The following is a 24,151-nucleotide window of genomic DNA, read 5'->3' on the forward strand; positions in this document are numbered from 1 at the left end:
GAGACCTGCCAACCCAAGCTCAGCTATGCGGCAAGTCTCGGTCGCCGGGGCGACCTCGACGCTGCCCTACCACTTGCCCCAGCAGGTTTTCGCACGTGCTCTCACAGATCCAACGCCACCTCGTCGCCTTCCTTCTTGTCCGACCGCAGGGCCGCGTCGATGAAGGCGCAGATTTCAAGCGTGTCTTCGATGGGGAACGGCGGCTGCTTGGTATTGAAGAACTTGATCAGCTCTTTGACCAGACCGGGGTAGTAGTCGCCGACAGGGTGGAGCGGCTGGAGGCTGTTTTCGCACAGCACCATCGCCCCGTATTCGGCCTTACCCTTGCGGATGCCGCGCATCGAGCCCAGCCGTCCGTCCTTCCACGCACCGATGGCCAGGTCGCCGTCGGCGGTGCTCATGCACTGCACCGCCCTGCACCCGCGACCCATAATGGTGTAGAGGATCTCGACACCGTGGATGCCGTACCAGAAGAACCCGGGATTCGTAGGCTCCAGGTGCGCAGGTCCGAACGCATCGCAGCCAACCACCTTGCCGTGCTTGTCGGTCAGGTCGGCAAAACCGGCCACCCGGCTGTCGAATCGCAGCGACGAACAACTGAACGCCGGCAGCTTGGCATCCTTGATGATCTTGAACATCTCCTTGGCGTCGCCCAGGCTGGCGGCAAAGGGCTTGTCGATGTAGACCGGCTTGCCGGCCTCGGCCACAGGCCGAAGCTCCTTGAGATGCCGACGGCCGTCGACGCTCTCGATCATCACCACGTCCACCTCCTTGAGCATCTCCTCGATGGAGGCGGTCATTTTCACTTGCCACTTCTCGACCAGGTTCTTCTTGTACTCCTCAACCCTATCGGCGCTGCTTTTGACGTCCGGGCTGAATGAGGGGTAGCACGCGACCACACGGACCGCGGGCACGCCCTCGGCCGGGGCCTGCTCGTGAAACAGCTTGGTGAACGCTCCGCAGTGCGATGTGTCGCAACCGATCATCCCGACGCGAATGGTGTCTGGCATGGAGGCAAATCTCCTTTCGGTTTTCTCGTTCCGGCACTTTCATAACGGAGAGCGGCAGGGAAATCCAGCCGTGAAGCTTTTGACTTGGTCTGGTCTTGCTGGTCCCAGAATCCATTCTGGGGCCATCTGCGTCGAGGATTCCCATCCTCATTATCACCGAATGCCGAACGGATTCGGCCAGGCGAGGCGGCTCGGAAGGGATTCCGGGCCGAGCGGTTTTGACTTGGTCTGGCCAGCCTCCTATCCTGCGACACCAGGAGCCGCATGCTGTTTGGGAGGTGTCCATGCGCACACGTACCGGCGGTTTTCGGATCGGTTTTCGTCGCGGGTGGAGCGATTGGCAGAAAGACCTGCCTGCCTTGGCAACCTGGGCCAAGGATGCGGGTTTTGAGGCCATCGATCTTGCGCAGGCAAGACCCGAAGATATCGGTCAAGTACGGGATGCGGGCCTGCAGGTGGTATCCGTGGACATGCTCGACTGGTCGGCCCTGCTCAGTCCCGACGCCGGCAAACGCCGGTCGGCCATCGCCCGCAACGCGGCCTATTTCAAGGAGATGGCTACTCTGGGGGTCCAGGTTTTCTTCACCGTGGCCATCCCAGAGGACCCCTCCCGGCCGGGCAAGGACAACTTCGACCTGGCCGTCGCCAGCTACGGCGATCTGGCCCCTGTGGCCGAGAGCCTGGGAGCGACGATCGCACTGGAAGGCTGGCCCGGCAGTCCGCCGTTCGCCAATCTCTGCTGCAATCCGGAGACCTGCCGGGCGATGTTCCGTGAGGTGCCCTGCCGCGGTCTGGGCATCAACTACGATCCCTCGCACCTCATTCGAATGGGCATCGACCATGCCAGGTTCGCCGCCGAGTTCGCCGATCGGATCATACATCTTCACGCCAAGGATACGGAGATCATTACCGATAACCTCTACGAGATTGGCCTATACCAGCAGTCCATCTTCCAGAAACCGTTCTTCTGTGGCGAGTTCGTGTGGCGATACACGATTCCCGGTCACGGCGTGGCCCGCTGGAGCCACATTCTGGCGATCCTCGCAAAATCGGGTTTTGGCGGTGTTGTTTCGGTTGAACTGGAGGACGCCGAGTACAACGGTACCGAGCTGGGTGAACAGACCGGCCTCCTGGCATCACTGCAGTACCTGGAAACCGTTTGACGGAGCGGACTTGTCCTCTACCCCCCATGCAGGGCTTGGTTTCGGGCAGCCCTCATTCCAGTCCCGTCTGGCCGTCCACGACATAGAGTGCGGAAGAGTCCGTGGTGTTGAGATTCGGTTCCTATTCGGTTAATGGAAGCGTTTCCAACTCGGACCGGCGTGTGGTACAATAGAATGACGCGGAGCAGTCAAGGGAGCCGGGATGGGTCAGATAACGGGGCTTCGAAACGGTGATGTCCTCCTGCAGGTTCCATAAGAGAGCGGCATTTACACTTATCGAGGTGATGGTCACCATTGGCGTTATCGCGCTGTTGCTGTCTATTTTGCTGCCCTCGCTGTCCCGCAGTCGCGAAAACGCCCGTTCGGTCAACTGTCGCAGCAATCTCCATCAGTGGGGCCTGGCCATCCTGATGTATGTCAATTCCACCAACGGAGTCCTGCCGTTCGAGGAACGGCCCGACCCTCGTCCAGGCATGGGCGAGGACGAAAACGGCGACAAGGTGTGGGACGATGTGCCCGCGTCGGCCGGCCGGCCGGCCCAGGTCCGCGGCTGGATCTGCTGGTTTGACTGCCTGGATCGCTACATGGGCAAGGGAGTCTCTGCCGAGCAAGTCAAGATCTGCCCGACCGTCCAGCGATTCGAGCCCAATCGTGAAGAGAGCTACCGGATGAACAGCAAGCTGGCGGACTATTCGCTCTATAAAAAGGACGGCACTCGGAACGATTATTTCATGCCTTATCGAAGGGTCGAGACTCTCAAGCGGCCGTCAGACACGGTTGTCCTGTTTGACGGCGATGTGGGAACAGGCCCTGTCGATCTTGGGCCGGGTTCACCGCCGCCGCCGTCGTTCAAGGGCCGCTGGCGATTGCACAATGACGATGTCAACTACCGTCATAACATCGCCACCAACCTCCTGTTTGCCGACTGGCACGTGGAAAACATGAAGAAGAAGGCGCTGGCCTTGAGGTCGTACAACAAGGCCGATTATGACGCAGGCAGGCCCAATCCGGTAGGCTCCATCATCTGGCAGCCGCCGGATATGGGACCCTGGGATCCTGACCCCGGCTTGGGTGAGTGATGTTCGAGATCGAGCAAGCACCGATATCCACCACCTCCCAGCGTGTCGAGCGCAAATATGCATTGCCCGATGCCATGCTGGATCTCGCGGTCGCGCGCTTGTCGGAACTGTTGCCCATACACCGCTATGCCGGAGATCATGACTGGTCGAGCATCCGCACCACGTACCTCGATACGGCCGATTTCGCGGCCTATCGGGAATACCTCGTCCGATTGCCCCTCCGAAAGAAGATCCGGATCCGCCAGTACGGTGTGGCCGGAGAGTTCAGCAACCTGTGTTGGGTGGAAATCAAGATCAAGAACCATCGCCTCAGCCTCAAACGCCGCTTCTGTTGCCGCAAGCCGGAATTGGCTGCTTTGATGCGCGGCGAAGACGTTCTCGATCGCGTTGCCCCCTGCAACGAGGGGGACATTACTCAAATCTACAGTGCGATTCGGGCAATGATCCTGGAACAGCGTCTCAGGCCGGCGGTGCGGGTCGAATACGAGCGCCTGGCCTTCCAGGGCCCGGACTCCCGGAGCTTTCGGATCACCCTTGACCGCAACCTGCGTTTTGTCAGCGGCTGCGGCTGCTACAGCGGCATCCTGGAGGGTCTGGTGATCGAAAGCAAGCACCACGGCGATGAGCCGGAGCATCTGCGCGAGATGCGCAGGAGCCTGGGGCTCAAGAGGGTCAAGCGTTTCTCCAAGTTTGCTCGCAGCATGCAACGAATCCTGGAGCTTCAATCGCAGAGGTGCATCTCGTGAACACCATCGCCGGCTTCCTCGAAGACCATCCGGACCTCGAACGGCTCATCAGCGACACCTTTGGCGGAACCTCGGACGCGCGGCTTGGGGCGGACGTTATTGCTTATCGCCTGATTGCCGCGTGCGCCATCGGGTTTCTGATCGGGCATGTTTATCGCCGAACCTATACCGGCCAGCGGTTCGCCCCGACGCTGCCGGACACGCACCTGCTCTTGTGTCTGGGCGGGGCGCTGATCTGGCTGGTGGTCGGCGACAACCTTGTGCGGGCCTTCGGCCTGGCAGGAACCATCGGGCTGATCCGCTACCGCACCATCGTCCGCGACCCGAAGGATACAACGATCCTGCTGTTCAGCATGATCATGGGCATGGCCTGCGGCTTGGGGCAGGTTCTGGTGGCTGTGATCGGCACCGTCGTCGTGCTCGCTGTGATGTGCTTGTTGTACCTTGGCCACCGCCGATCCCTGACCGTCGCCAACAGAAAGGCCGCCGATCTGCTCAGTCTCCTGGACGGCGGGCAAACCGACGGGAAGAAACCGCCGCAGCAGAAGTAGAAGCGGCGTTGCGCAGAGCGTCCCTGACGAGAAGGCTTTGGGATCCCGATTCTTTTTCCGTTGCGATATCTCGGCACGCTTCAGAAGTGACACGCGCTTGCTCCTACACATGACATCGTGTAGGATTAAGGGGCCAAAGTGAGGTGAGCTATGCCTACGAACCTGGCACTGGACGACAGGCTGATCGAGGAAGCCCGCAAGGCCGGCAAGCACAAAACCAAGAAAGACGCGGTGACCGCGGCGCTCAAGGAGTACGTGCAGCACCGCAAGCAGCGAGAAATCCTCACCCTGGCCGGGCGGGTGGAATACTGGGATGATTACGATCACAAGGCCCTGCGGCGGGGCCGGCGGCAATGAGCATGCTCGTTGACACGACGATCTGGTCCCTGGCTCTGCGGCGCCGGACGTCGGAGCTCAATCGCCGCGAACGGCTGCTGGTTCAGGAGTGGGCATCACTGGTCGAAGCGGGTCGGATCTTGTTGATCGGTCCTATTCGTCAAGAGATCCTTTCCGGGATCCGCCGAGAGTCCGACTTCCTCGCGGTTCGCACGCGGCTGTCCGCCTTTGGCTGCATCGAAATCCTCCCGGAGGACTACGATCAGGCCGCAGCGTTCTTCAATGTTTGTCGCGGCAAAGGTTTTGCCGGTACCGCCATCGACCTGCTGATCTGCGCTGTTGCCGCTCGTGCGGATGTGCCCATCTTTACGACCGACGAAGATTTCGCTCGGTATGCGAAGTTTCTCCCGATCCGGCTGCACAAGTTGCCGGAAATCCCCGACTGACCTGAGCAATGGAGCACACATTCCCATCGTGATAGCGGAACCGCGCTCGGCAGGAGTGAGGATGGGTAGCGAAAGGATCCCTTCCGACTTCTCCACGCGACGGGAGAGAAACCAGCCAGGGGATCCTCTCAGTCATGCCACTTGCGAACCTGATCGAGCAGGGCGACCATCTCGTTGCGTTTCTTCTCGAACAAGGCGAACACGAAGAGGATCGCGATGCCCAGGGCGATGCCGCTTGCCCACCATATCCAGACCCAACCCAAGTTGCTGCCCGCGTGATAGATCATGGTCAGCAATGACAGGCACAGGAACCCGGTGCCGAGCACCAGGAACGAGCGGATCCGCAGTGCGACTCCGACGAAGATGCCCACCACCGACAGCAGGGCCAGAATCAGCGGCAGCCAGGGCGCCTGGGCCACGCCGATCAGAAAGATGTCCGCGGTTGATGAAAGGTAGATGGTCAGCAGGCACGCGTAATGGACGGTCCTTCGCTGCATCTCGTCGAGACGGTCGCGGTTCAGGTGCGTGGCGATGAGCACGGCTATCGCCGGCGGGATGAACCACAACTGGGGATGCTCGGTCAGGCCCATGCCCGGCGTCCGATAGAGCAGATACCAGAGGCTGCCGGTGAACGACGAGGCCGCGAGCACGGCCATCACCATCGATCGCCGCGTGGCGGCAAGGACGATGTACAAAACGCCCGTCGTGAACAGCACTACCGAGAAGTGGACCCGCGACGCGGCGATGAACAGATCCAGCATCGACAACGCCGGCAGAAAAACACCCGTTCGTCCCAACGGCCGGGCCAGCACGTGCTGCCCGTATCGCTCGCAGGCTTCCTGGCCTGCCACCGCCGCAAATGCCAGAGCGATCACCAGGAGAGGCCAATACTGCTCGATCACGCCGGTGAACAGCCAGGGCATCGAAGCGCGGACGTGCAGCGTTAATAGGCCGGCCAGCACCTCGGCGGCATAGACGTAGGCCTCTTTGCGGCGGGCGTCGAGCTGCAGCGGATCGAGCCGATCGCGCGTGGCAAAGAGAATGCAATAGATGATCATCAGGGGCAGGGCCAAGACCATGGCGACGACGGCCGGCCGAGTCAGCGGCAGGAGGTCATCGCCCAATATGCTCAATGCGTCAGAGGCGCAACAGTACGCCAGTCCGGCGACCGCCAACGCGTTTGCCGTGATGATCGAACGAGTCAGGGCCGTCGGCCATGTATCGCCCGCTGCAATTCGCGTTCTGACCACGGCGAGAACCGGCGTGGCCAGGGCGACGGCCGCGATGAGACCGACCGCCCGGTGGAGTACTCCGGCCGCCATCTCCGGCGAGACCCACGACCAGGCAAACAGGATGGCAGCCGCCGCCAGCAGTTGCATAGCGCAGGTCTGCATAACCAGCCGCCTTGCCTCCACGGCCGTAAGCACAGCCCATGCGGCGCACAGCAGCGGCGATATGACGATGAGCATGCGCCAGACCAGGGCAGGATGGCCCCAACTGACGTGCAGGGCCAGAAGCATGGCGATCAGCGCGAGGATGCTATTGGCTGAGGGCAACCAGCCGTCGGTGGTCTGCCGGGCGGCTGCAAGCGGCCCGGTTCTCGTCCATCGCCGCCAGGACAGGGTCGTGACCACCGCGTAACCGGCCAGCCCCACCGACATCGCCCACTCAAGGTATCGCGGCGTCATGCCCGTCTGGGCCATGATCTGGCTCATGCCCGTCAGCCCCAGAAGGTAGATGCCCGCAGGCAAGTGTACCGATTTGGAGTCCAGGCCGCAGACCAGCACGATCGCGACGGCCGCCGTCCACGCCAGCCAGCTCACGGCAATCGAGTTGCCGGCCGGCTCTCCGATGGCCGCCAGGCAGATCGCCCGCAACGCCAGCAAGAACACGATGACGACGGAAACCGTCGCAACCGCGTGATGGAACGAGGGCCAGCGCTCCGTGTGGCCGGAAGGGACGCGAGGCAGCACGAATCGGCGCTCGACCAGCAACCAAGTGATTCCCGCCGCCGCCAGCGCAATGACGTTGACATTCACCAGGTCGATCAGATTCGCCCCAGAGAAGGTAGCGAGCCTGAGCCAGAAGAACCGCACCCACCAGACGCTCGCCGCAAGGCAGATCTCGACGCCGCCGAGATAGGCCAGCGCACGACGGGGCGCCCATGCGGCAGTGATTATGCACAGCACCGACAATGCACACATGGTTCCCGTCGACCACCATGGACGCTGGGGGTCGTCGGTAGCCGCCCGCATCGCCAACAGGGTTGCCAGGAAGATGCAGGCCAGAACGCCGGTCACGGCTTGAACGCGGGCCTGGGCGCGCTCGGCGGTCGACTGCGGCGTCAACCTGCTGACCGCGGTCTCGACCGAACCCGGAATCTCCAGGCCGCACTCGGGGCATCGGCTGGACGGAGAAAGCCCTCGCAGGTTATAGCCGCATCGTGTGCAACTCAGGTCATGGTCGATCTGCCGAACGGCGCCGCTCACGTCGGCGGAGGCGGTATCGAACGTCTCCTGCCAGCCGGCTCCGACCAGTTCGCGGGCCTGTCTGTCACCAGCCCAAAGCCTGATCGCGGCGGCGGTCACAAAACCGACCATCGCGACGTGGAAGCAAAGCCAGTTGCCTGTATCCAGCGGCGCCAGGGCACACGCAATAAGGGCTACGCCGTAGAGCACCCACACGCTCTCGCGGTGGCCCCTCTGGTTGGCCGACGATGGGCGGCACGAGGTCAGCAGCGCGTATTCGACGAGAAGTGCCGCCGCAATGCCCCACAACGTGCCGGCCGCGACCGTGACCGAGGGCAGAAACTGCGGGCTGATCCACATTCCGGTGGCCGCGACGGCAAGAAGGATGCCGACGGCCACGCGACCTGCGATCAGCGGCCCCGATGGATAATCAGAGCGATCATCCTTCGTCCGGAACAGATCTCGCAGCACCTTCCAGAAAATGGGAACGACGGAAGAGACAATGAGGTTCAATTGCGTCAGCCAGATCAGAAAACCCGCAGAAAACGGCTGCTTGGTTTGTCTGAGAATGTGCAACTCGGTCACGGTCACGGCGGCACACGCCAACCCGGCAGCCGCAACGGCATAACCGACTTGCCGCTCGCTGAGGCCGTAGCCGATCACCGAAACGATCACAAGCACCACCGGGCCGAGCAAGGCAACGTGCAGTCGAAGCTCGGTCAAGTCAGGCGAGATCGGAAGCTTCATGGAACCGGCGGCCGCCATGTGCGACGCGGTGAGTAGAACGGCCGGCAACGCGAAGAGGCAGAAAAGGCAAACGCGGGTGATGTCGGTGTTCCCTGATTGCCGTGCGGGGCGACAGCGAGCCATTTGCAGCAGTCTGTCAACCCAGTAGCCACGCATCCAGAATGCAACAGACACGGCCAGGAACGCGCATGCCGACAGCCAGCGCCAGGCATCGACGACCTGGTGCCGCGACTCGAACCTCGCGACGACCAGCAGGAGGCCACATGCCGCCGCGGCAATGATCCCAAGCAAGGCCCATCTGCGCAATCCCTCCCAAATGTGAAGCAGGAGCGTTGCTGCGACCAGCGCCAGCAGAATCCATGACCCTGCCCCGGCCGCGTGAGCGTGCAGACCCCAGGCCACCTTCGAGGCTGCGGCACCATGCTCGACGACCACTGCGGGCGCGACGCTCCAGCCGGCCAGAAACACAAGTGCGAGAAATGGAAGAGCGACCAGCCAACGGTCTGTTGCGGGGAACCACGGCTCCAACAACTGTCTTGCGACACTTCGCCAACCTGCGTCGCTTGGCGCCGGTGCTTCCGGCGTGTCCCCGCTTGTCAGTGGGGCAAACCATTGCGTGATCGCCTGGCGGGCCACGATCAGGACCAAGCCGAACCCGCCGATCACCATCAGGTGCGCTTGCCAGACCCACGGGTCGTGAAATGGTGATGAGAGCAGTCGGTACCATTCCAGACTGCGAAGGTGACATTGCAGCGCGGTGCATGTCGACACGATTATGGCAATCTCGGCGCCCGTGAGCAGAATGGGCCATAGTTTCACGATTGCCACAACAGCCCATATGACCGAGGTCCACGCCATCCTTGCCGAGAACGCGGCGAGTGAATGTGACGGCAGCGTGTTCAGCATCCACACGACGGCCAGCCACGATCCGACCGTCGCGAACCCGGCCAGAGAGTCGACATACGTGTTCGCGGCGTCACTTGTCAGCCGAGCGAGTCTCAGAACAACGGCTGCCACTGTGCAAGCGCCGGCCCCGATCAGCAATGCGGTCGGCCAGGGGAACTGTTGCAGCGGCCAAGCGTAAACCATCGCCTGAATGATCGCCATCTGAATCAGGATGCAGCCGACCCAGGCGACGCGCGTGCTCTTGAGTCGACCGGCACCCACCATCGCGGCCGCGCCGTAGACCAGGTACACCCAAATGACGTGCTGAGCATCTCCCGGCACGCCGAAGCCGAACCATGTCACCACGCCGATGCTCAGAAGGGAGAAAACCAGGGCACTCAGGTCGTATCCGATCGCCAGTTCCCGACGTTGACGACGGTGCAGCAAGGCCGCGGCCACGGCACATGCCGCGACAGGCCCGACCAATGCCTGGCCCGTCCGGGCGGAGAACAATGCGGCAAGCATCGCTCTCGACCCAACCTCTGACCACGAAACCGCGCCGCAAATCAGGTGGATTCCCAGGATCCATGCGAGCGTCAGCCACGTTGCGACGGCTGCATGCATGGCGGGGTGGCGAATTGACGAACAAACGGCCGCCGCGGCCAGGGCGTTCAGAAGCATCGCGGGCAGCAACCGTGACGGCGTCGGCCAAGCCAACCCGACGCCGATCAGCATGACCGCGGCCGCGACCAGGGCGATGCTTGTAGCGGTCAAACGCGTTTGAGCAGGCACTGCGGGCGCCAGTCGACTGACCAGCAGAAGGCCGGCCAGCAGTGCGGGTGCGGCCAAGGCGCAGATCAAGGGCGAGAGTACGTGCAGTGCCCCGGCCAGATGCCCCGATTCACCGAGCAGCAGCCCCAAGGGCACCAGGCAGGCAAACGTTTGAACTCCCAGTTGCAGGATCAGCCTCTTGGCGTCCGTGTCCTCGATGCATGCGACTCGTGATTGCCGTCGCAGAGAAATGCCCATCACGATGACGTAACACCCGACCGGCAGCAGCCCCACGGCCACAAGTCCGCTGGCGGACAACGGCGACAGAAAGCGGATGACCAGTGAGCATACCGATAGCACCACGATTCCGGACGCGAACAGTCTTGCCCCATCCGACATAATGACGCGGCCTGCCAGCAAGGTCAGCCAGGCGAACAAGGCCACGGCCGGCAGCTCCACGATCAAGGTCCAGGCGTTGATCGTCGGCCCCCGCGGCGAAAACACGGCAAAAGCCAGAAGATTCAACGGTACCAGTAGCGACGAAATAATCAGCACAACGTGGCCGGTCGTCGGCAGCTTCCACCGATGCTGCACGAACAGCCCCACTCCGAACAGGGCCGCGGTCACGGTCGTGAAGATCACGAACTTGAGGATGGGGATGGCCTCGATCTGGGCCCACAGACTGATCACCAGGGCGGTCGAGCAGCAGAGAATCAGAAGCCCGCCGACCAGTTCGCCCCAGCGGATGTTCTTCTCAGCCATGAATGCGGCCACAACCTCGCCGAACGGCCGGCGAGGTTCAGCCGGTGACGGCGGCTCGGTCGGTAATGAAGTCACCGGCGGAGGTGCTGCTGCACCAATCGTTCCGCCGGGAGCCACTGGCGGCTTCTGTCCCGAGCCTGTGTCGAGGGGCTTGCCTGCCAGTGCAGGAACAGGCGCGCTCTCCGTCGCCCCCGCCCACGGCAAGCTCTCAGCGGGCGATGAAGCGACCGGCGCGGCAGGCTGCTGTTGTATGCCTGCCGGCCTCTGCCACGGTTCTGCCGTGGGCTGGGTTGTCTTGGCGGGGGTGTGTTTTTTGTCCAAATACGCTCGGACGGAATGCACGTCTTCCGCCATGAGCTTCGCCAGCCGTGCGTGAGTCTCGGCGTCGATCAGACCTCGGGCCTGCAGATGGGTGAGGTAGCGTGCCGTCGCCGCCCGGTCGTCATCCAGCGTCGGCTCGAAGCTGCGCCGGTCGCTCTTGGGATGGCCGCCTCGCAGAAGCCATGCGATGGCGACCCACAGGCCGTGTCCGATCAGAGTGACGAACAACAACACCGAGAGCAGGATGCACAAGAACTCCATCACCGACTCCCGAACCGCGGCGGTGCACGGCTACATGAAATGCCGCCTGCTGCTGGTGCGCGACCCTCGGGGCATGTGTGAAAACAGCCGCGAGCATTCGGTGGGGCAGCGTCGAGGTCGCCGCGGCGACCGAGACCTGCCGTATTGCCAAGCTCGGTCGGCAGGACTCCGCCCCTGCTTCGTCCATGAGACTTCGCAGGGCTGCGACCGTGTTCTACCCTTTTCACACGCGTCCTGGGAACCCGTTGCCCGCGCCGGCGTCACATCGGGACCAAGAACCCCCCACCATCATGCCGCAATGGTAGCTCATACCAGGGTAATCCCGCAAGCCGTGGGAGCCACCGGCAAGATGCCTGATAGGATATAGGCGGGCCGTGGATTTGCGGCGCGCTCTCAAGGCTGATTCCAGTCAGCCTGTCGGCTCAGCGTTTGGGCGTCATGGAGCCAGTGCAAGAGGAATGCGTCGGCCATTACCCAGCAGGTCATCTGCTCGGCCCCGCCATAGGTCTCGAACTCGCCCTTAGCGAACATGCGGCCGTCGGGGTGACGCCCCTGCATCTCCAGAATCCGCCCGGCCCGCAGCCGCATCCAATCGCTCGCCTGGTGGCTCAAACCCTTGTCCCAGCCGAACAGGTGCGCGTAAGAGTCGATCCAGTAGAAGATGTCGAAGCGATAGTCGCTCCAGTCTGTGCCTTCGGGGTAGTAGACCTCCGCCTTGCCGGGGACGTACATAGTCCCGCCAGGTGGCCTGTACGGCGGCGAAGGCCAGTTCTGCTCGATCAGCGACCGGTAAACCAGTGCGGCGTTGAAGTCGGCACTCTGCGGCGCCGGTTGGCCCGCCAGCGAACAGAGCAACAACGCGTGCAGGTTCAGCGTGACCGTGGTCATGTAGTCGCAGTGGATGATGTTGTGGTTGACCAGGGCACCGTCGTCGCGGATGTTGTAGCCTTTGAGCCACTCTTTCACCGGCCGACCGTCGAGCATCGTGGTGTTCGATTTCATGTCCTCTTCCCGAGCGAACGCCGAGATCATCAACTCGCTGGCGATCTCCTTCCACTGCGGTACGCGCGGGTGCCGCGGCATCATCGCGATCGCCAACTGCAGCACCGTCGCGTTCCAGGCGTTTTCCTCGGCTTTGCTGTCGCCGCCTTTGCCGTTCCAGTAAGGCACGGTGTAGCCCGGGCGAATGAACCGGTCGGCTTCGTATTCGATCATCGCCGCGGTCATGTGCCGGGTTGGCGGATCGAGGTGCTCCCAGAGCATCCAGCCGGCACGGCCGGCCAGCATCGCCCAGAGCGCCGATTGCCAATGGTCGCCCCAGCCTTTAGCCGGGTCACCGTTGACTCTGTGAACGGCAGCGACATCTCTGATGATCTTGAGCGTCCGTGACAGGGCTTGGCCCTTCAGCATGCCGCAGGTTTTCTCGTCGTAGATACCGGCCGCGATGGCCGTGGCGATCCCGCACGCCGCGCTGGCCGGCGGGCGAATACCGGGTTCGTTCATATCGGTGATCAGGTAACAGTCGCCCTCCGGGGCCTCCTTCAGTGCCACGCCGGCCCAGGCCAGGTTATAGCGGACACTGTTGAGCAGCATCCGCGCAGCGGTCTGCACATCCTTGTTGCGTAAGTTCGGTGACGCAAATCGTTCCCAGCGAACAGGGACGACGAACCTGGCGACATCCTGGCTGGGGGTGGCCGGTTGACTGGCGGTGTCGGCAAGACAGGGCGTCAGACCCGCAAGCAGCGTTGTCGGCAAGATCATCAAAGCAAGCAGTGGAGCGTTGCCGCCCGCGGGTCTCGAAGCAGTGGTGGGGTACTCAACACGACCGACGCACGTGAACATGGTTTCCTCCGCACTTACCCTGACACGGCCATGTCCTGCTGCCAGGTGACGGCCGGGGTGAAGTTGAGCACGCGCTTGAGCCGGGCGCAGTTGATCAGAGGGGTGGTGGCATTCGGAGCCGGCCCGCGCCATTCGACTCGTGGGTTGAATCTCTGCACGTACTGGGCTGTGGGTGTAGCGGTCCCGATCGTCTCGGCGTTGACGAACAGAAGTTCATGCTTGAGGTCGCGGCGGCGCAGGGCCGTCTCGATTGCGCCGACCGCGTCGGAGAAATCGAGGTAATCACCCAGCACCAGTCTCGGCGACGAGCTGTGAATCTCCCTGGCAAACCACTTATCGTGTCGAACGTCGATCAGAGCCGGGAACCGCAGACAGATCGTGGGCACACCGCTCAAACGCGAGAAGGTCTCGGCGGTCAGCTCGTTGAGCCGCTTGCTCAGGTCGTAGGCATGATTCGGTCGGCAAGGGTGATCCTCGTCGATCGGCAGGTACGACAGACCATGATTCTCCAGCGACGTCGGCAGCCCGATCGCGCACAGGCTGCCGGCCAGAACAACCATGCCCGCTCCGGCGCGGTCGGCCGCCTCGAGAACGTGGTACGTCCCCTGCGTGTTGATGGCGAAGATCTCGGATTGCGGGATCGTCGGCATCCGACTGGGGATCGCGGCGAGGTGAACCACAGCCTGGCACCCGGCGCAGGCTTCGCGAACGGCTCTTGCGTCTCGAAGATCGGCCTGAACGTAGCGAACGCTCGCGGGCAGGCTTCTCGGCGGGTCGGCACGGTCAAACGCGACGATGTCGTGCGAAGGCGAAAACCGCTCCAGCACGCGCAAGCCCAGTCGCCCCGCCGCACCGGTCACAAAAAGTCTCACGGTCTCACCTCGCCGGCGTCACCACTCCCACGAACGCGTCATCAAAATAGGCGACACCCGACTTGCCTTGGGTGTGCAAATTGAGCGAAAGCCGCTCGCTGCCTTTGGGGGCCGGGCCTTCCAGGGATACCCATGTCCACTCGCTGCGTCCGGTGACCTTGCGGCTCGGACCGAGACGCCCGACAACACCGCCGCTGTTGTCGGTGGCATCGAATGTGATCCAGGCGGCCCCCTGGTCATCCGGGCAGTCGGTCTTGATCCAGATGCCCGCGAAATACTTCGTGCCCACCCTGGCAGTGTTGTAGTGCGTGATCTGACGGATGACGGTTTCCTTCGGTGACACTCGCATGCTTTGCGAAAGCCGCCCGGTGTGGGCTGTCTTGTCGGCGACCCCGCCGGGGTTTGATCTCATCACGTCTCCGTCGACCTTCAGCGTCTCAAAGCCCAGGGCGATCCATTCCTTGCCTCCGCCGCCGCCACCGGCTTCCATGCTCGCGTTGTTCAGCATGTTCTCACCGGGCGGCAGCTTCGCGAGCTGACCAAGCCGCAGGTCATGCCGGTTCTCCTGCTCGCTGGAGATGCGGACATCGGCCGCCTCGTACTTATAGCGACCCTGGGCCGTGGCAGACAGCTTGTAGCGGGCGGGGATGACATTCTCGAGAATGTACCGGCCGTCAGAGTCGGTCCTGGCCTCGTGTTTGCCCGGCTGGAGCGTGATCACCGCCCCAGCCACGGGTTTGTCATCATCACCGCTGCGTACCACCCCGCTGAGCGTGGTCTTGAGGGTCGCTTCCAGGGCAACGTCCACGACGCTGTTCTTCGCCGCGGCGACCTGAACCTTCTGTTTGAGAGCCTTGAAGCCGGGCTTGCTGATGCTCAGGCTGTAAGAGCCCGGTTCAAGCCTGCCGAAGAAGTAGTTGCCCATCGGGTCGGATGTGAAGGGCTTTCCGCCGATGCTCACTTCGGCACCGTCGAGCCGAACGTCCAGGCCGGCGACCGTCACTGTTCCGCTGATTGCCCCCGTGGTGTCGGTCGGCTTGGCCAGAGCCGCGACCACCGTGTACTGGTAATGCGGCTTGGTGGGCGAGCCGTCCGGATTGATGCCGCTTTCGGGATACACGTAATCGAACTGCTGCCAACCCTCGTTGGAGAACTCGAAGGGAAAGACCGCCACGAGTTCGGGCCAGTTCGGGTAGTAGTCGCGGAAGGCCCGCATCGCGTAATCCGCGCGGTTGTACTCGTCGATGATCGGGTGCCCTTCTGACTTGGTGTACACGGCGTTGCCCAGGTCCCACCCGGTTTCCGTGATCATGATCTTGACGTTGTCGCGGCCGCACTCCCGCAGTTTGGCCAACTCGAGCAGGTAGCTGTCGATGCTTAGTTCGGAGTCCGGTTTGATATTCTTGTTGTGATGATTCAAGTGCGGTGGGCGGTTCATCGGGTAGGGATGGCACGACCACAGGTCGAACGAACTGATGAATTCGGTGTTGGCTTTGCAGAGGGCCTCGGCCCACTCGGGGCTGGTCGCCAAACCGCCGTTGAGGATCTTGATTCGCGGGTCGCCGATGGAGCGAATTGCCTTGGCCACCGCCACGAAGAAGTCCGCGTACTCCTGGGGGTTGGCTTTGCCGCTCCATTCGACCGCCAGGTTCGGCTCGTTCCACACCTCGATGTAAAGCGGGCACATATCCGTCCGCGGCAGGCCGGCCACCACGCGTTTGACCGCCTGTGCGATAGAGGTGTAATCGCCCGGGGAGTCGGCCTCGGGTTTTCGCCAGCCCCCGCCACCGTAGTGGCCCCCAAGTCGCAGTACGGGGATCAACTCGAGCTGATAGCATTTGTTGACGTAATCGATCCAGCCCTGTGGCGGCTGTTTGGTGTTCTTGTCAATGTCCGCCAGCAAGGTCTTGGCATAGCCCCATCGCCCGACCAGAAACCGCGCCCAGCGAAGGTGCTTATCGCCCTTCGTGCCGTCAGCGCCGTCGCCGACCAACAAGTGCGCCCCGTAGAAGTTGTTCGGCAGCGCATAGGACGACTCCGGCAACGGGACCTTCTCGGCGGCATGGGCAGCCAGTGCCAGCACGGTCCCCAACAAGCCGATTGCGCCGACGAGCCACTTGCAGTTCATGTCGTCAACCTCGCTTCACGCCAGGGAAGGATAGTGCCCATGTCGGTTGCCGAAGACCGACGATACTCGGGCTCCTGGAGAGCCGCAACGGAAGGTGTTGTCGGTTTGCGAGGACAGCCGGCCCGGCGTCCACTTGAAAGGGTGCTCCTGACCCGCTAAGCTGTCGCATCCGCTGTCGGTCATCGGGGCCAAGCGATTGTAATGTTATAGCTGGCAGGAATTTAGGATGAGCAATCCGTTGGAATCCCGCGTCATTGAGTTGGGCAAGCACGTTGTGAGAATGACCACCGCCGCCGGTTCGGGGCACCCGTCCAGTGCTCTGTCGCTGGCCCATATCGTCGCCGCGCTGATGTACGAGCAGATGCGTTACGACCCGGCCGACCCGTGGAACCCGGCCAGCGACCGGCTGGTTTTGAGCGAAGGACATTCGGTACCCATCGTCTATGCCGCATATGCGGATCTGGGCGGGGTGGTCGGCAAGTCTCCGGCCGCGAAACGGGCACTGACGCTCGATGACCTCAAGAGCCTTCGCGAACTCGACAGTGTTCTCGACGGCCACCCGAACCCGGCCGAAGGATTTCCGTTCTTCGACGCGGCCACCGGCTCGCTCGGGCAGGGGTTGTCGGTTGGTGCCGGCCTGGCACTTGGCGCTCGGCTCAGCAAGATCGACAAGCGGATTTTCGTGATCATCGGCGACGGCGAGTCGCGCGAGGGGCAGATCTGGGAGGCTCTCGACTTCATCATCGACCACGAGCTGGTCAACGTCTGCCCGATCTTCAACTGCAACGGCCAAGGGCAGGCGGATTACGTGTCCAAGCAGCAGTCGGCCGACGTGTTGGTGGGTAAACTCAAGGCCTTCGGCTACGACGTGCAGGACATCGACGGCCACAAGATGGACCAGATCGCTTCGGCGGTCGCCAAGGTTGGAAAGGGCTCGGTTCCGGTTGCCATCGTGGCCCGCACGCAGAAGGGCTGGGGCGTCGATTCGCTCAAGGATAAGTCCAACCACGGCAAGCCGCTGACGGCCGCGCAGGTCGCCGAGGCTGAGGCCAGCCTGGACAAGGTGGCTGCCGAACTGAAGCTCCCCAAGGTCTGCGGCCCGGCGCCCAAGCCGCCGATGCCGCCCTCGGCCAACGGTCCGGCGAAAAGGGACAAGATTGCGGTCATGCCGTTTGCCGAGGCCGTGGCCAAGACCGGAATGATCGAGGCGGTGGCCAAGAACAAGCTCTCGACGCGGCGAGCCTATGGAGCAGCGCTGTTCGCCCTTGGTCACGCCGATGAACGAATCGTTGCTCTGGACGGCGACGTCAGCAACTCGACTTTCGCCAACGTCTTTGCCAAGGCGTTCCCGAACCGTTTCTTCGAGTGCAAAATCGCCGAGCAGAACATGATCTCGACGGCCGCGGGTCTCTCGGCCGCCGGTTACATCCCCTTTGCCAGCAGTTTCGCCAAGTTCCTGGCCCGCGGGTATGACCAGTTTGAAATGGCCGCGATCACTCGGGCGAACGTCAAACTCGTCGGTTCGCACGCCGGCTGCTCGCTCGGCGCTGACGGTCCCAGCCAGATGAGCCTGCCCGACATGGCGTATTTCCGAGCGTACACCACGGCGGAAGACGGGCGCGGCAACCCGGCGCTGACCCTCTTCCATCCGGCTGATGCGGTGGCCGCCTACCGCCTGACCGAGATGGCCGCCAACATCAACGGTCTGTGCTACGTCCGCACGCACCGTCCGGATGTCCCGCTGATCTACCCGCAGGATGCGGTTTTCAAGCTCGGCGGATGCGGCAAACTGGCCGAGGGTGACTCCGTGACCATCGTGGCAAGCGGCTACATGACGACGCTGGCTTTGAAGGCGGTTCGCGAATTGGAGAAGGCCGGGATCAAGTGCAACCTCTTCGATGCTTACTGCCTGCCAATAGATGCCGAGCCGGTTCTCACCGCCGCGCGGAAGGCCAACGGCAGGATTCTGACCGTCGAGGACAATTTCGCCGGCGGTTTCAATGCCGCACTGGCCGAGGCCGCCGCTCGCGGCGGCGACGTGAAGGTTTTTGCCATGACCTGCCCGCGGATTCCCAAGTCCGGCAAGGATGGCGACATCGTCCTAGCCGCCCTGGGCCTCGGCGTACAGAATATCGTTGCCCGGGTGAAAGAACTCCGGTAGGGCATAGTTGAGGTCGCCACGGCGACCGAGACCCGCCTTCTTGTTGAAACGGCGGGTCTCGCTTGGCTCGACGCTGCCCTACTTGAGAAACGTGAACGGGCCTCCCTCTGGCACAAGCGGCGGGAGGCCCGTATTCTTTCCGCAAGTGTACGGTTTGCGTGTGCAACTGCCGTGTCGGCAGTGCGAGAAGACGTTACTGCTCGCAGAGCAGTGACACACCTCAGATAACTCGCTGAGATGGAGGATGTTGGTCATGTGCAACACGCTGCTTTTCTCGCTTGTCATGATTCTTGCGACCCAGACGCAATCGGCTGCGGAACTATACGTCGCCGCCAACGGCAACGACGCGTGGTCCGGCGGGCTTGCCGCGCCGAATGAGCAGAAGACCGATGGGCCCTTTGCGACGCTGGAGCGGGCCAGGGACGAGATCCGCAAGATGAAGAAGAAGCCGGGTGAGTCGCCGGCCGGCGTCACTGTCTGGATCCGCGGCGGGGATTACCATCTCGACAAGACCTTTGAGCTTGTGGCCGAGGACAGCGGCAGCGAGAAGATGCCGATTGCATACCGGGCGTACAAGGATGAGAAGGTGCGTCTGCTGGGCGGCAAGAGGGTCTCCGATTTCAGACCTGTTACCGATCGGGCGATTCTCGACCGGCTTGAACCGGCGGCACGCGGCAAGGTCATGCAGGCCGATCTCAAGGCCGCCGGTGTGACCGACTTTGGCGATCCCGTGGCCGCGGCCAAGCGCATCGAATTGTTCTTCGGCGGCAAGCCGATGCAGTTGTCGCGATGGCCGAACGAGGGCTTCACCAAGATCGCGGACGTCGTGGGCGGCAAGCCGATCAAGAGCCACGGGAAGGAAGGCGATTCCGTCGGCAAGTTCACGTACGAGGGCGATCGGCCGAAACGTTGGATCGGCGAGAGCGACATCTGGCTGCACGGTTACTGGTTCTGGGACTGGGCCGACGCGTACCAGAAGGTTGAGTCGATCGATACTGAAAAGCGCATCATCAACCTGGCCACGCCGTATCACCACTACGGGTATCGTAAGGAGCAGCGCTACTACGCGATCAATCTTCTCTCGGAGATCGACAGCCCGGGTGAATGGTACGTGGATCGCAGGAGCGGCACCCTCTACTTCTGGCCTCCGGCGGGCTTGGCGACAAACGAGACGTACGTGTCGGTGCTGGGGACAGCGGTCAGGATGGAGAACGTCACCGATGTGACCTTCCGCGGGCTGGTATTCGAGTACGTTCGTGGAACGGCGATTACCATCAAGGGCGGCAAGCGGGACCTCGTCGCCGGATGCACGTTACGCAATATCGGCGGGCAGGCGGTCGTGGTCAACGGCGGTGAGAAGCACGGCGTGGCCGGTTGCGACATCTACGACACCGGCGACGGCGGGATCAGCCTCAGCGGCGGCGACCGCGCGAAGCTCATCCCCGGCGGCCATTTTGCGACCAACAACCACATCTACCGCTACAGCCGCAACAGCAACACCTACCGCACGGCCGTCAGCCTGGCCGGCGTCGGTTGCCGGGCGGCCAACAATCTGATCCACGACGCCCCGCACATGGCCCTGGGCCTGAGCGGCAACGAACACGTGATTGAACTGAACGAGGTGCACCATGTGGTCATGGAAACCGACGACGCCGGGGCGTTCTACATGGGCCGCGACTGGACCTGGCGAGGGAACGTGATTCGCCACAACTACTTCCACCACATCGGCGAGTTCAAGAGCTGGGTCGGCACACAGGCCATCTACCTCGATGACTGGGCCAGCGATGTGAAGGTCCATGGCAACATCTGCTACAAGGTCTTTCGGGCGGTGCTCGTCGGCGGTGGACGTGACAACACGGTGGAGAACAACATTCTTGTGGACTGCAACATTGGCATCCACGTCGACTCGCGCGGTTTGGGCTGGGCCAAGTACTACTTCGACCGGACGGATAACACGCTGGTGGAACGGCTCAATGCGGTTCCCTACAAGGAGCCACCGTGGAGCACGCGGTACCCGCAATTGCTTACGCTTTACCAGGATGAGCCAGCCCTGGCCAAGTACAACGAGCTGGTTCGCAACGTAATGGTCGGCTGCGGCAAGGCCATCGATCTGCACGACGGCCTGACCGACAAGGTGGTTGCCATGCAGGACAACTCCATCGACGAGGAAGTCTACCTCAAGGACGGCGAGGCCAACCGGTTCCAGCTCAAGCCCGATTCACCCATGTGGGCCAAGGGTTTCCAGCGCATCCCGGTGGAGAAGATCGGGCTGCAGAAGGATGAGTACCGGTCCGCGCTGCCAGAAGCGCAATGAAGTGGTGCCGATGGCCGGGTGGGCACGTGGGTGTTGTGCAGAGCCTCCTTCCTGGACGGGCCGGGTGATCGAGGAGCACGCTGGTTGCAGCGGAAATGGGGCGACGGGGGCGTCGGGTGGCCGGCGGTGATCGAAGAGGTCGACGGCCGTGTTACTCATGCCGAAATGGGCCGACGAGGGCGTCGGCCCTACGTGTACGGCTTGTGTGACATCCATGCTCGGTGCCAGTCAAAAGCACGCGGCATGATTGGGTCCCCCACGGGCCAACAGGGCCGTTGTTCTACAGTGGTGGGCCGACGAGGGCGTCGGCCCTACTTGGTGCCGATGGCTCCGTCGGCGCTTGGGTGTTGGGTGAATCCTCCTTGCCGGACGGGTCGAGTGATCGAGGAGCACACTGGTTGCAGCGGAAATGGGCCGACGAGGGCGTCGGGTGGCCGGCGGTGATCGAAGAGGTCGACGGCCGTGTTACTCGTGCCGAAATGGGCCGACGAGGGCGTCGGCCCTACTTGATGGGGCGACGGGGGCGTCGGCCCTACTTGATGGCCCGCCGCAAGCATCGACCCTACGTGCGGCCCGTCCCGGGCGTCGGCCCTACTGTGCTTGAAGCAGACTGCGTTCAACGGCGTGGCTGCCAAGGGGGAAGCGGCGGGGATGCGGGGTCGGGGTTGACCGGGTGGCCCGTATCGGCTATTTTGCATTTAGATTGCAAATTAGCCGATAAAGGAATTGGCCATGTACTACCCCCGAGCCATCGACGACGCTTGGCGGAAGGCTGCGGAACAGTTTCCCGTGCTGCTGCTGACCGGTCCGCGACAGGTCGGCAAGACCACCTTTTTACAGCATACGGCGGAACGCGGCCGCAGGTACGTGACGCTCGATGACCCGGGTATCCGGGCTCTGGCAGTCCAGGATCCGGCGCTGTTTCTGGAGAGGTTTGAGCCGCCCGTCCTGATCGACGAGATCCAATACGCGCCGCAGTTGCTGCCCTACATCAAGATGGCAGCCGATTCCCGGCGTAAGACCGGCCTGTTCTGGCTGACGGGCTCGCAGCAGTTTCACGTCATGAAGGGCGTTTCGGAAACGCTGGCCGGCCGGGTGGCGATTGTCAATCTCCTTGGCTTCTCCTCTCGGGAACGGCACCGGCTCCGGTTGGATGTCGCCCCGTTCCTACCCACACGCCAACGGCTCAAGGAACGCGAGGGCTCACATGCGTCTTCATCGCTCAAGCACGTCTATCGTGATATCTGGTTGGGCGGATTCCCCGCCTTGACCGCCGGGCCGGTGAAGGACCGCGATCTATTCTACAGTTCGTATCTCCAGACCTATCTACAGCGGGACGTGAAGGACCTGACGCAGGTTGGAGACGAAGCGGCCTTCCTGAGGTTCCTCAAGGCATGTGCCGCCCGGACGGGCAACCTGCTGAATCTTTCCGATCTGGCTCGCGACGCCGATATCAGCGTCAACACGGCCAAGAGCTGGCTTTCCATTCTCCGGGGCAGCATGCAGGTGTTCCTGCTTTCGCCGTACCACACAAACGTGACCAAGCGGCTGGTCAAGGCGCCCAAGCTCTACTTCCTGGATACCGGGCTGTGCTCTTACCTCACGGACTGGTCGTCGCCGGAAACACTCGAAAGCGGGGCGATGTCCGGCGCCGTCCTGGAGACTTACGTCGTGAGCGAGGTTCTCAAGAGCTGGTGGCATCGAGGTCAAAGTCCTGAGGTCTACTACTACCGGGACAAAGATCGCAAGGAGATCGATCTCATCTTCCTGCAGAACCGCACCCTGTATCCACTCGAGGTCAAGAAATCCGCGTCACCGGGGCCGGATTGGGCGGCATTCTTCAACCCGCTCGGCAAGCTCAAGATGAAGGTCGGTGAGGCCGGTGTCGTCTGCCTGTCGAAGGATCTCCTTCCGCTCGGCGAAAATGTCAATGCGATCCCCGTTGGGTGGTTGTGAAGATCGGAACGGCGAGTTTGAGAGTGGGGATTCTCTATCTTTCCCAGACTATCCAAGTTTGGCTTCGTTCCGCAAAACGAGTTGGCGGTTAACGACTTGCGGTTGTGGGTCAGATTTGGCTGGGCAGAGTTTTGGCCCGTGGAATGCCGATGGTCGAGCGCATGAGCGGAGATTCTCCATTTTGCCCAGCCTGCCTGGTTTTGGGTTTCTTTGGTAAGAAGCTATCAGGAGTGAGCGGCCAGATTTGCTTGGCCAGACGCTCGCCTCTGCGGCTGGTGGCTGCTTCCTACGCGGTAGTTCACTTGTCAAAGAGCGCAGTGTCTCCCGGTTTCTGGATACAGGGGTAACACGGCGGGTGTTCCGGAGAGAGCTGATCGGAGCGGAACACGGGAGAATGAATGGGCCGACGAGGGCGTATGGTGGCCGGCGGCGATCGAAGAGGTCGACGGCCGTGTTACTCGTGCCGAGATGGGCCGACGAGGGCGTCGGCCCTACGTGTACGGCTTGTGTGACATCCATGCTCGGTGCCAGTCAAAAGCACGCGGCATGATTGGGTCCCCCACGGGCCAACAGGGCCGTTGTTCTACAGTGGTGGGCCGACGAGGGCGTCGGCCCTACTTGATGGCCCGCCGCAAGCGTCGGCCCTACTTGGCGGCACGCCGCGGACGTTGGGCCTGCTTGATGGGTCGCCCCAGGCGTCGGGTTTACTGTGCCTGAAGCAGGCCGGTTCCAACGGTGTAGCTGCCAACCGGGAGGCAGCGGGGGTTGTCCTCGATGTACTTCGTCAACCGGTTCATGGCGGCGTCGTCGCGCACGATGTGGTCGAAGGACTCATCCTGCCAGAGCGATCCGGATCGACGAAGATACGTGTTGATCTGCCGGGCGCTGATCGACTTCCAGGCTTGCAGCGTGTTGGACAGATCGCTGTCGGCGAGCAACTGCAGGAGGGCGTGAACATGGTTGGGCATGATCGCGAAGCGACCCAGAAGGTAAGCCTTGCCGTCATCGTGTCGCAGGGTTGCCTCGACTGGTTTGCGGCACGCGGGATCCCGAAGAACACACTCGCCATGCCCGCTGTCCAGCAGTTTCTCGATCCGAGCCGTCCAGATCCTTCGGTACTCCTGGATTTGCTCCTCGGTCAGAGGCGGCGGATGGGATGCCAGCCATGCATCGCGCTTGGCGCGCAGTCGTTTCATCACTTCGGCAGGGAGTGAATCGGCCAACCGAAAGGTGACGAAGTACACCACTCCCTCCTGCCGCAAGTGCGGGAGAGAGCCCTTGTGTGACATCCATGCTCGGCGCCAGTCAAAAGCACGCGGCATGATTGGGTCC

15 protein-coding genes are annotated in these 24,151 nt (G+C 62.5%); 9 read left to right on the top strand and 6 right to left on the bottom strand.

Going from position 1 to position 24,151, the window contains the following annotated elements; translation table 11 throughout:
* Positions 1-101: 101 nt before the first annotated feature.
* Entirely contained in the window at positions 102-1,010 is a 909-nt protein-coding gene (locus PLL20_05945; GenBank protein ID HPD29516.1) for a Gfo/Idh/MocA family oxidoreductase, read from the bottom strand.
* A gap of 284 nt (positions 1,011-1,294) precedes the next feature.
* Here PLL20_05945 and PLL20_05950 point away from each other — a divergent pair, with 284 nt between their 5' ends.
* From PLL20_05950 to PLL20_05975, 6 genes are all read left to right on the top strand, one after another.
* A complete protein-coding gene (locus PLL20_05950) occupies positions 1,295-2,173 on the top strand; it encodes a sugar phosphate isomerase/epimerase (protein HPD29517.1) in 879 nt (292 codons plus the stop codon).
* 233 nt (positions 2,174-2,406) lie between these two features.
* Positions 2,407-3,252, top strand: a complete 846-nt coding sequence (locus PLL20_05955) for a DUF1559 domain-containing protein (GenBank protein HPD29518.1) — start codon at positions 2,407-2,409, stop codon at positions 3,250-3,252.
* Positions 3,252-3,998 carry a polyphosphate polymerase domain-containing protein gene (locus PLL20_05960; protein HPD29519.1) on the top strand — a complete coding sequence of 249 codons (747 nt, stop codon included), beginning with the start codon at positions 3,252-3,254 and terminating at the stop codon, positions 3,996-3,998. The genes PLL20_05955 and PLL20_05960 overlap by 1 nt, the downstream gene beginning before the upstream one ends.
* Positions 3,995-4,549, top strand: coding sequence for a DUF4956 domain-containing protein (locus PLL20_05965; GenBank protein ID HPD29520.1), 555 nt, complete (start codon positions 3,995-3,997; stop codon positions 4,547-4,549). Before PLL20_05960 ends, PLL20_05965 begins: the two co-directional genes overlap by 4 nt.
* Positions 4,550-4,699: 150 nt before the next feature.
* Positions 4,700-4,906 carry a type II toxin-antitoxin system VapB family antitoxin gene (locus PLL20_05970; protein ID HPD29521.1) on the top strand — a complete coding sequence of 69 codons (207 nt, stop codon included), beginning with the start codon at positions 4,700-4,702 and terminating at the stop codon, positions 4,904-4,906.
* Positions 4,903-5,331: a PIN domain-containing protein gene (locus tag PLL20_05975; GenBank protein HPD29522.1), complete on the top strand. Its 429-nt coding sequence runs from the start codon at positions 4,903-4,905 to the stop codon at positions 5,329-5,331. The genes PLL20_05970 and PLL20_05975 overlap by 4 nt, the downstream gene beginning before the upstream one ends.
* A 128-nt stretch (positions 5,332-5,459) precedes the next feature.
* On the opposite strand, the gene PLL20_05980 is transcribed toward PLL20_05975, so the two are convergent.
* The 4 genes from PLL20_05980 to PLL20_05995 all read right to left on the bottom strand — a co-directional run bounded on the left by PLL20_05980 (position 5,460) and on the right by PLL20_05995 (position 16,388).
* Positions 5,460-11,546, bottom strand: a complete 6,087-nt coding sequence (locus tag PLL20_05980) for a hypothetical protein (GenBank protein ID HPD29523.1) — start codon at positions 11,544-11,546, stop codon at positions 5,460-5,462.
* 393 nt (positions 11,547-11,939) lie between these two features.
* Positions 11,940-13,388 carry a hypothetical protein gene (locus PLL20_05985; GenBank protein HPD29524.1) on the bottom strand — a complete coding sequence of 483 codons (1,449 nt, stop codon included), beginning with the start codon at positions 13,386-13,388 and terminating at the stop codon, positions 11,940-11,942.
* A 14-nt stretch (positions 13,389-13,402) separates the two neighbouring features.
* The gene (locus tag PLL20_05990) at positions 13,403-14,260 is read right to left on the bottom strand and encodes an NAD(P)-dependent oxidoreductase (protein HPD29525.1); all 858 of its coding nucleotides are present in this window, start codon (positions 14,258-14,260) and stop codon (positions 13,403-13,405) included.
* Positions 14,261-14,264: 4 nt separating this feature from the next.
* Complete coding sequence (locus tag PLL20_05995) at positions 14,265-16,388, bottom strand: carboxypeptidase regulatory-like domain-containing protein (GenBank protein ID HPD29526.1); 2,124 nt, start codon at positions 16,386-16,388, stop codon at positions 14,265-14,267.
* A 226-nt stretch (positions 16,389-16,614) separates the two neighbouring features.
* Here PLL20_05995 and PLL20_06000 point away from each other — a divergent pair, with 226 nt between their 5' ends.
* From PLL20_06000 to PLL20_06010, 3 genes are all read left to right on the top strand, one after another.
* A complete protein-coding gene (locus PLL20_06000) occupies positions 16,615-18,549 on the top strand; it encodes a transketolase (protein HPD29527.1) in 1,935 nt (644 codons plus the stop codon).
* Between the two features lie 253 nt (positions 18,550-18,802).
* On the top strand, positions 18,803-20,863 hold the full coding sequence (locus tag PLL20_06005) for a right-handed parallel beta-helix repeat-containing protein (GenBank protein HPD29528.1): 2,061 nt from the start codon (positions 18,803-18,805) through the stop codon (positions 20,861-20,863).
* A 732-nt stretch (positions 20,864-21,595) separates the two neighbouring features.
* Complete coding sequence (locus PLL20_06010; protein HPD29529.1) at positions 21,596-22,819, top strand: ATP-binding protein; 1,224 nt, start codon at positions 21,596-21,598, stop codon at positions 22,817-22,819.
* 704 nt (positions 22,820-23,523) lie between these two features.
* Here the strand turns inward: PLL20_06010 and PLL20_06015 are convergent.
* On the bottom strand, positions 23,524-24,151 hold a 628-nt coding region (locus PLL20_06015), incomplete at its 5' end, for a transposase (GenBank protein HPD29530.1).

Source organism: Phycisphaerae bacterium, from assembly GCA_035384605.1.
Taxonomy (GTDB): Bacteria; Planctomycetota; Phycisphaerae; order UBA1845; family PWPN01; genus JAUCQB01.

What these genes read in the sequence shown, in the direction of transcription:
- PLL20_05955 (HPD29518.1), top strand. Translation starts at nt 2,407, where the DNA reads ATGTCCTCCTGCAGGTTCCATAAGAGAGCGGCATTTACACTTATCGAG.
- PLL20_06005 (HPD29528.1), top strand. Translation starts at nt 18,803, where the DNA reads ATGTGCAACACGCTGCTTTTCTCGCTTGTCATGATTCTTGCGACCCAG.
- PLL20_05995 (HPD29526.1), bottom strand. Translation starts at nt 16,388, where the DNA reads ATGAACTGCAAGTGGCTCGTCGGCGCAATCGGCTTGTTGGGGACCGTG.
- PLL20_05950 (HPD29517.1), top strand. Translation starts at nt 1,295, where the DNA reads ATGCGCACACGTACCGGCGGTTTTCGGATCGGTTTTCGTCGCGGGTGG.
- PLL20_05975 (HPD29522.1), top strand. Translation starts at nt 4,903, where the DNA reads ATGAGCATGCTCGTTGACACGACGATCTGGTCCCTGGCTCTGCGGCGC.
- PLL20_06000 (HPD29527.1), top strand. Translation starts at nt 16,615, where the DNA reads ATGAGCAATCCGTTGGAATCCCGCGTCATTGAGTTGGGCAAGCACGTT.
- PLL20_05945 (HPD29516.1), bottom strand. Translation starts at nt 1,010, where the DNA reads ATGCCAGACACCATTCGCGTCGGGATGATCGGTTGCGACACATCGCAC.
- PLL20_05980 (HPD29523.1), bottom strand. Translation starts at nt 11,546, where the DNA reads ATGGAGTTCTTGTGCATCCTGCTCTCGGTGTTGTTGTTCGTCACTCTG.
- PLL20_06010 (HPD29529.1), top strand. Translation starts at nt 21,596, where the DNA reads ATGTACTACCCCCGAGCCATCGACGACGCTTGGCGGAAGGCTGCGGAA.
- PLL20_05985 (HPD29524.1), bottom strand. Translation starts at nt 13,388, where the DNA reads ATGTTCACGTGCGTCGGTCGTGTTGAGTACCCCACCACTGCTTCGAGA.
- PLL20_05960 (HPD29519.1), top strand. Translation starts at nt 3,252, where the DNA reads ATGTTCGAGATCGAGCAAGCACCGATATCCACCACCTCCCAGCGTGTC.
- PLL20_05970 (HPD29521.1), top strand. Translation starts at nt 4,700, where the DNA reads ATGCCTACGAACCTGGCACTGGACGACAGGCTGATCGAGGAAGCCCGC.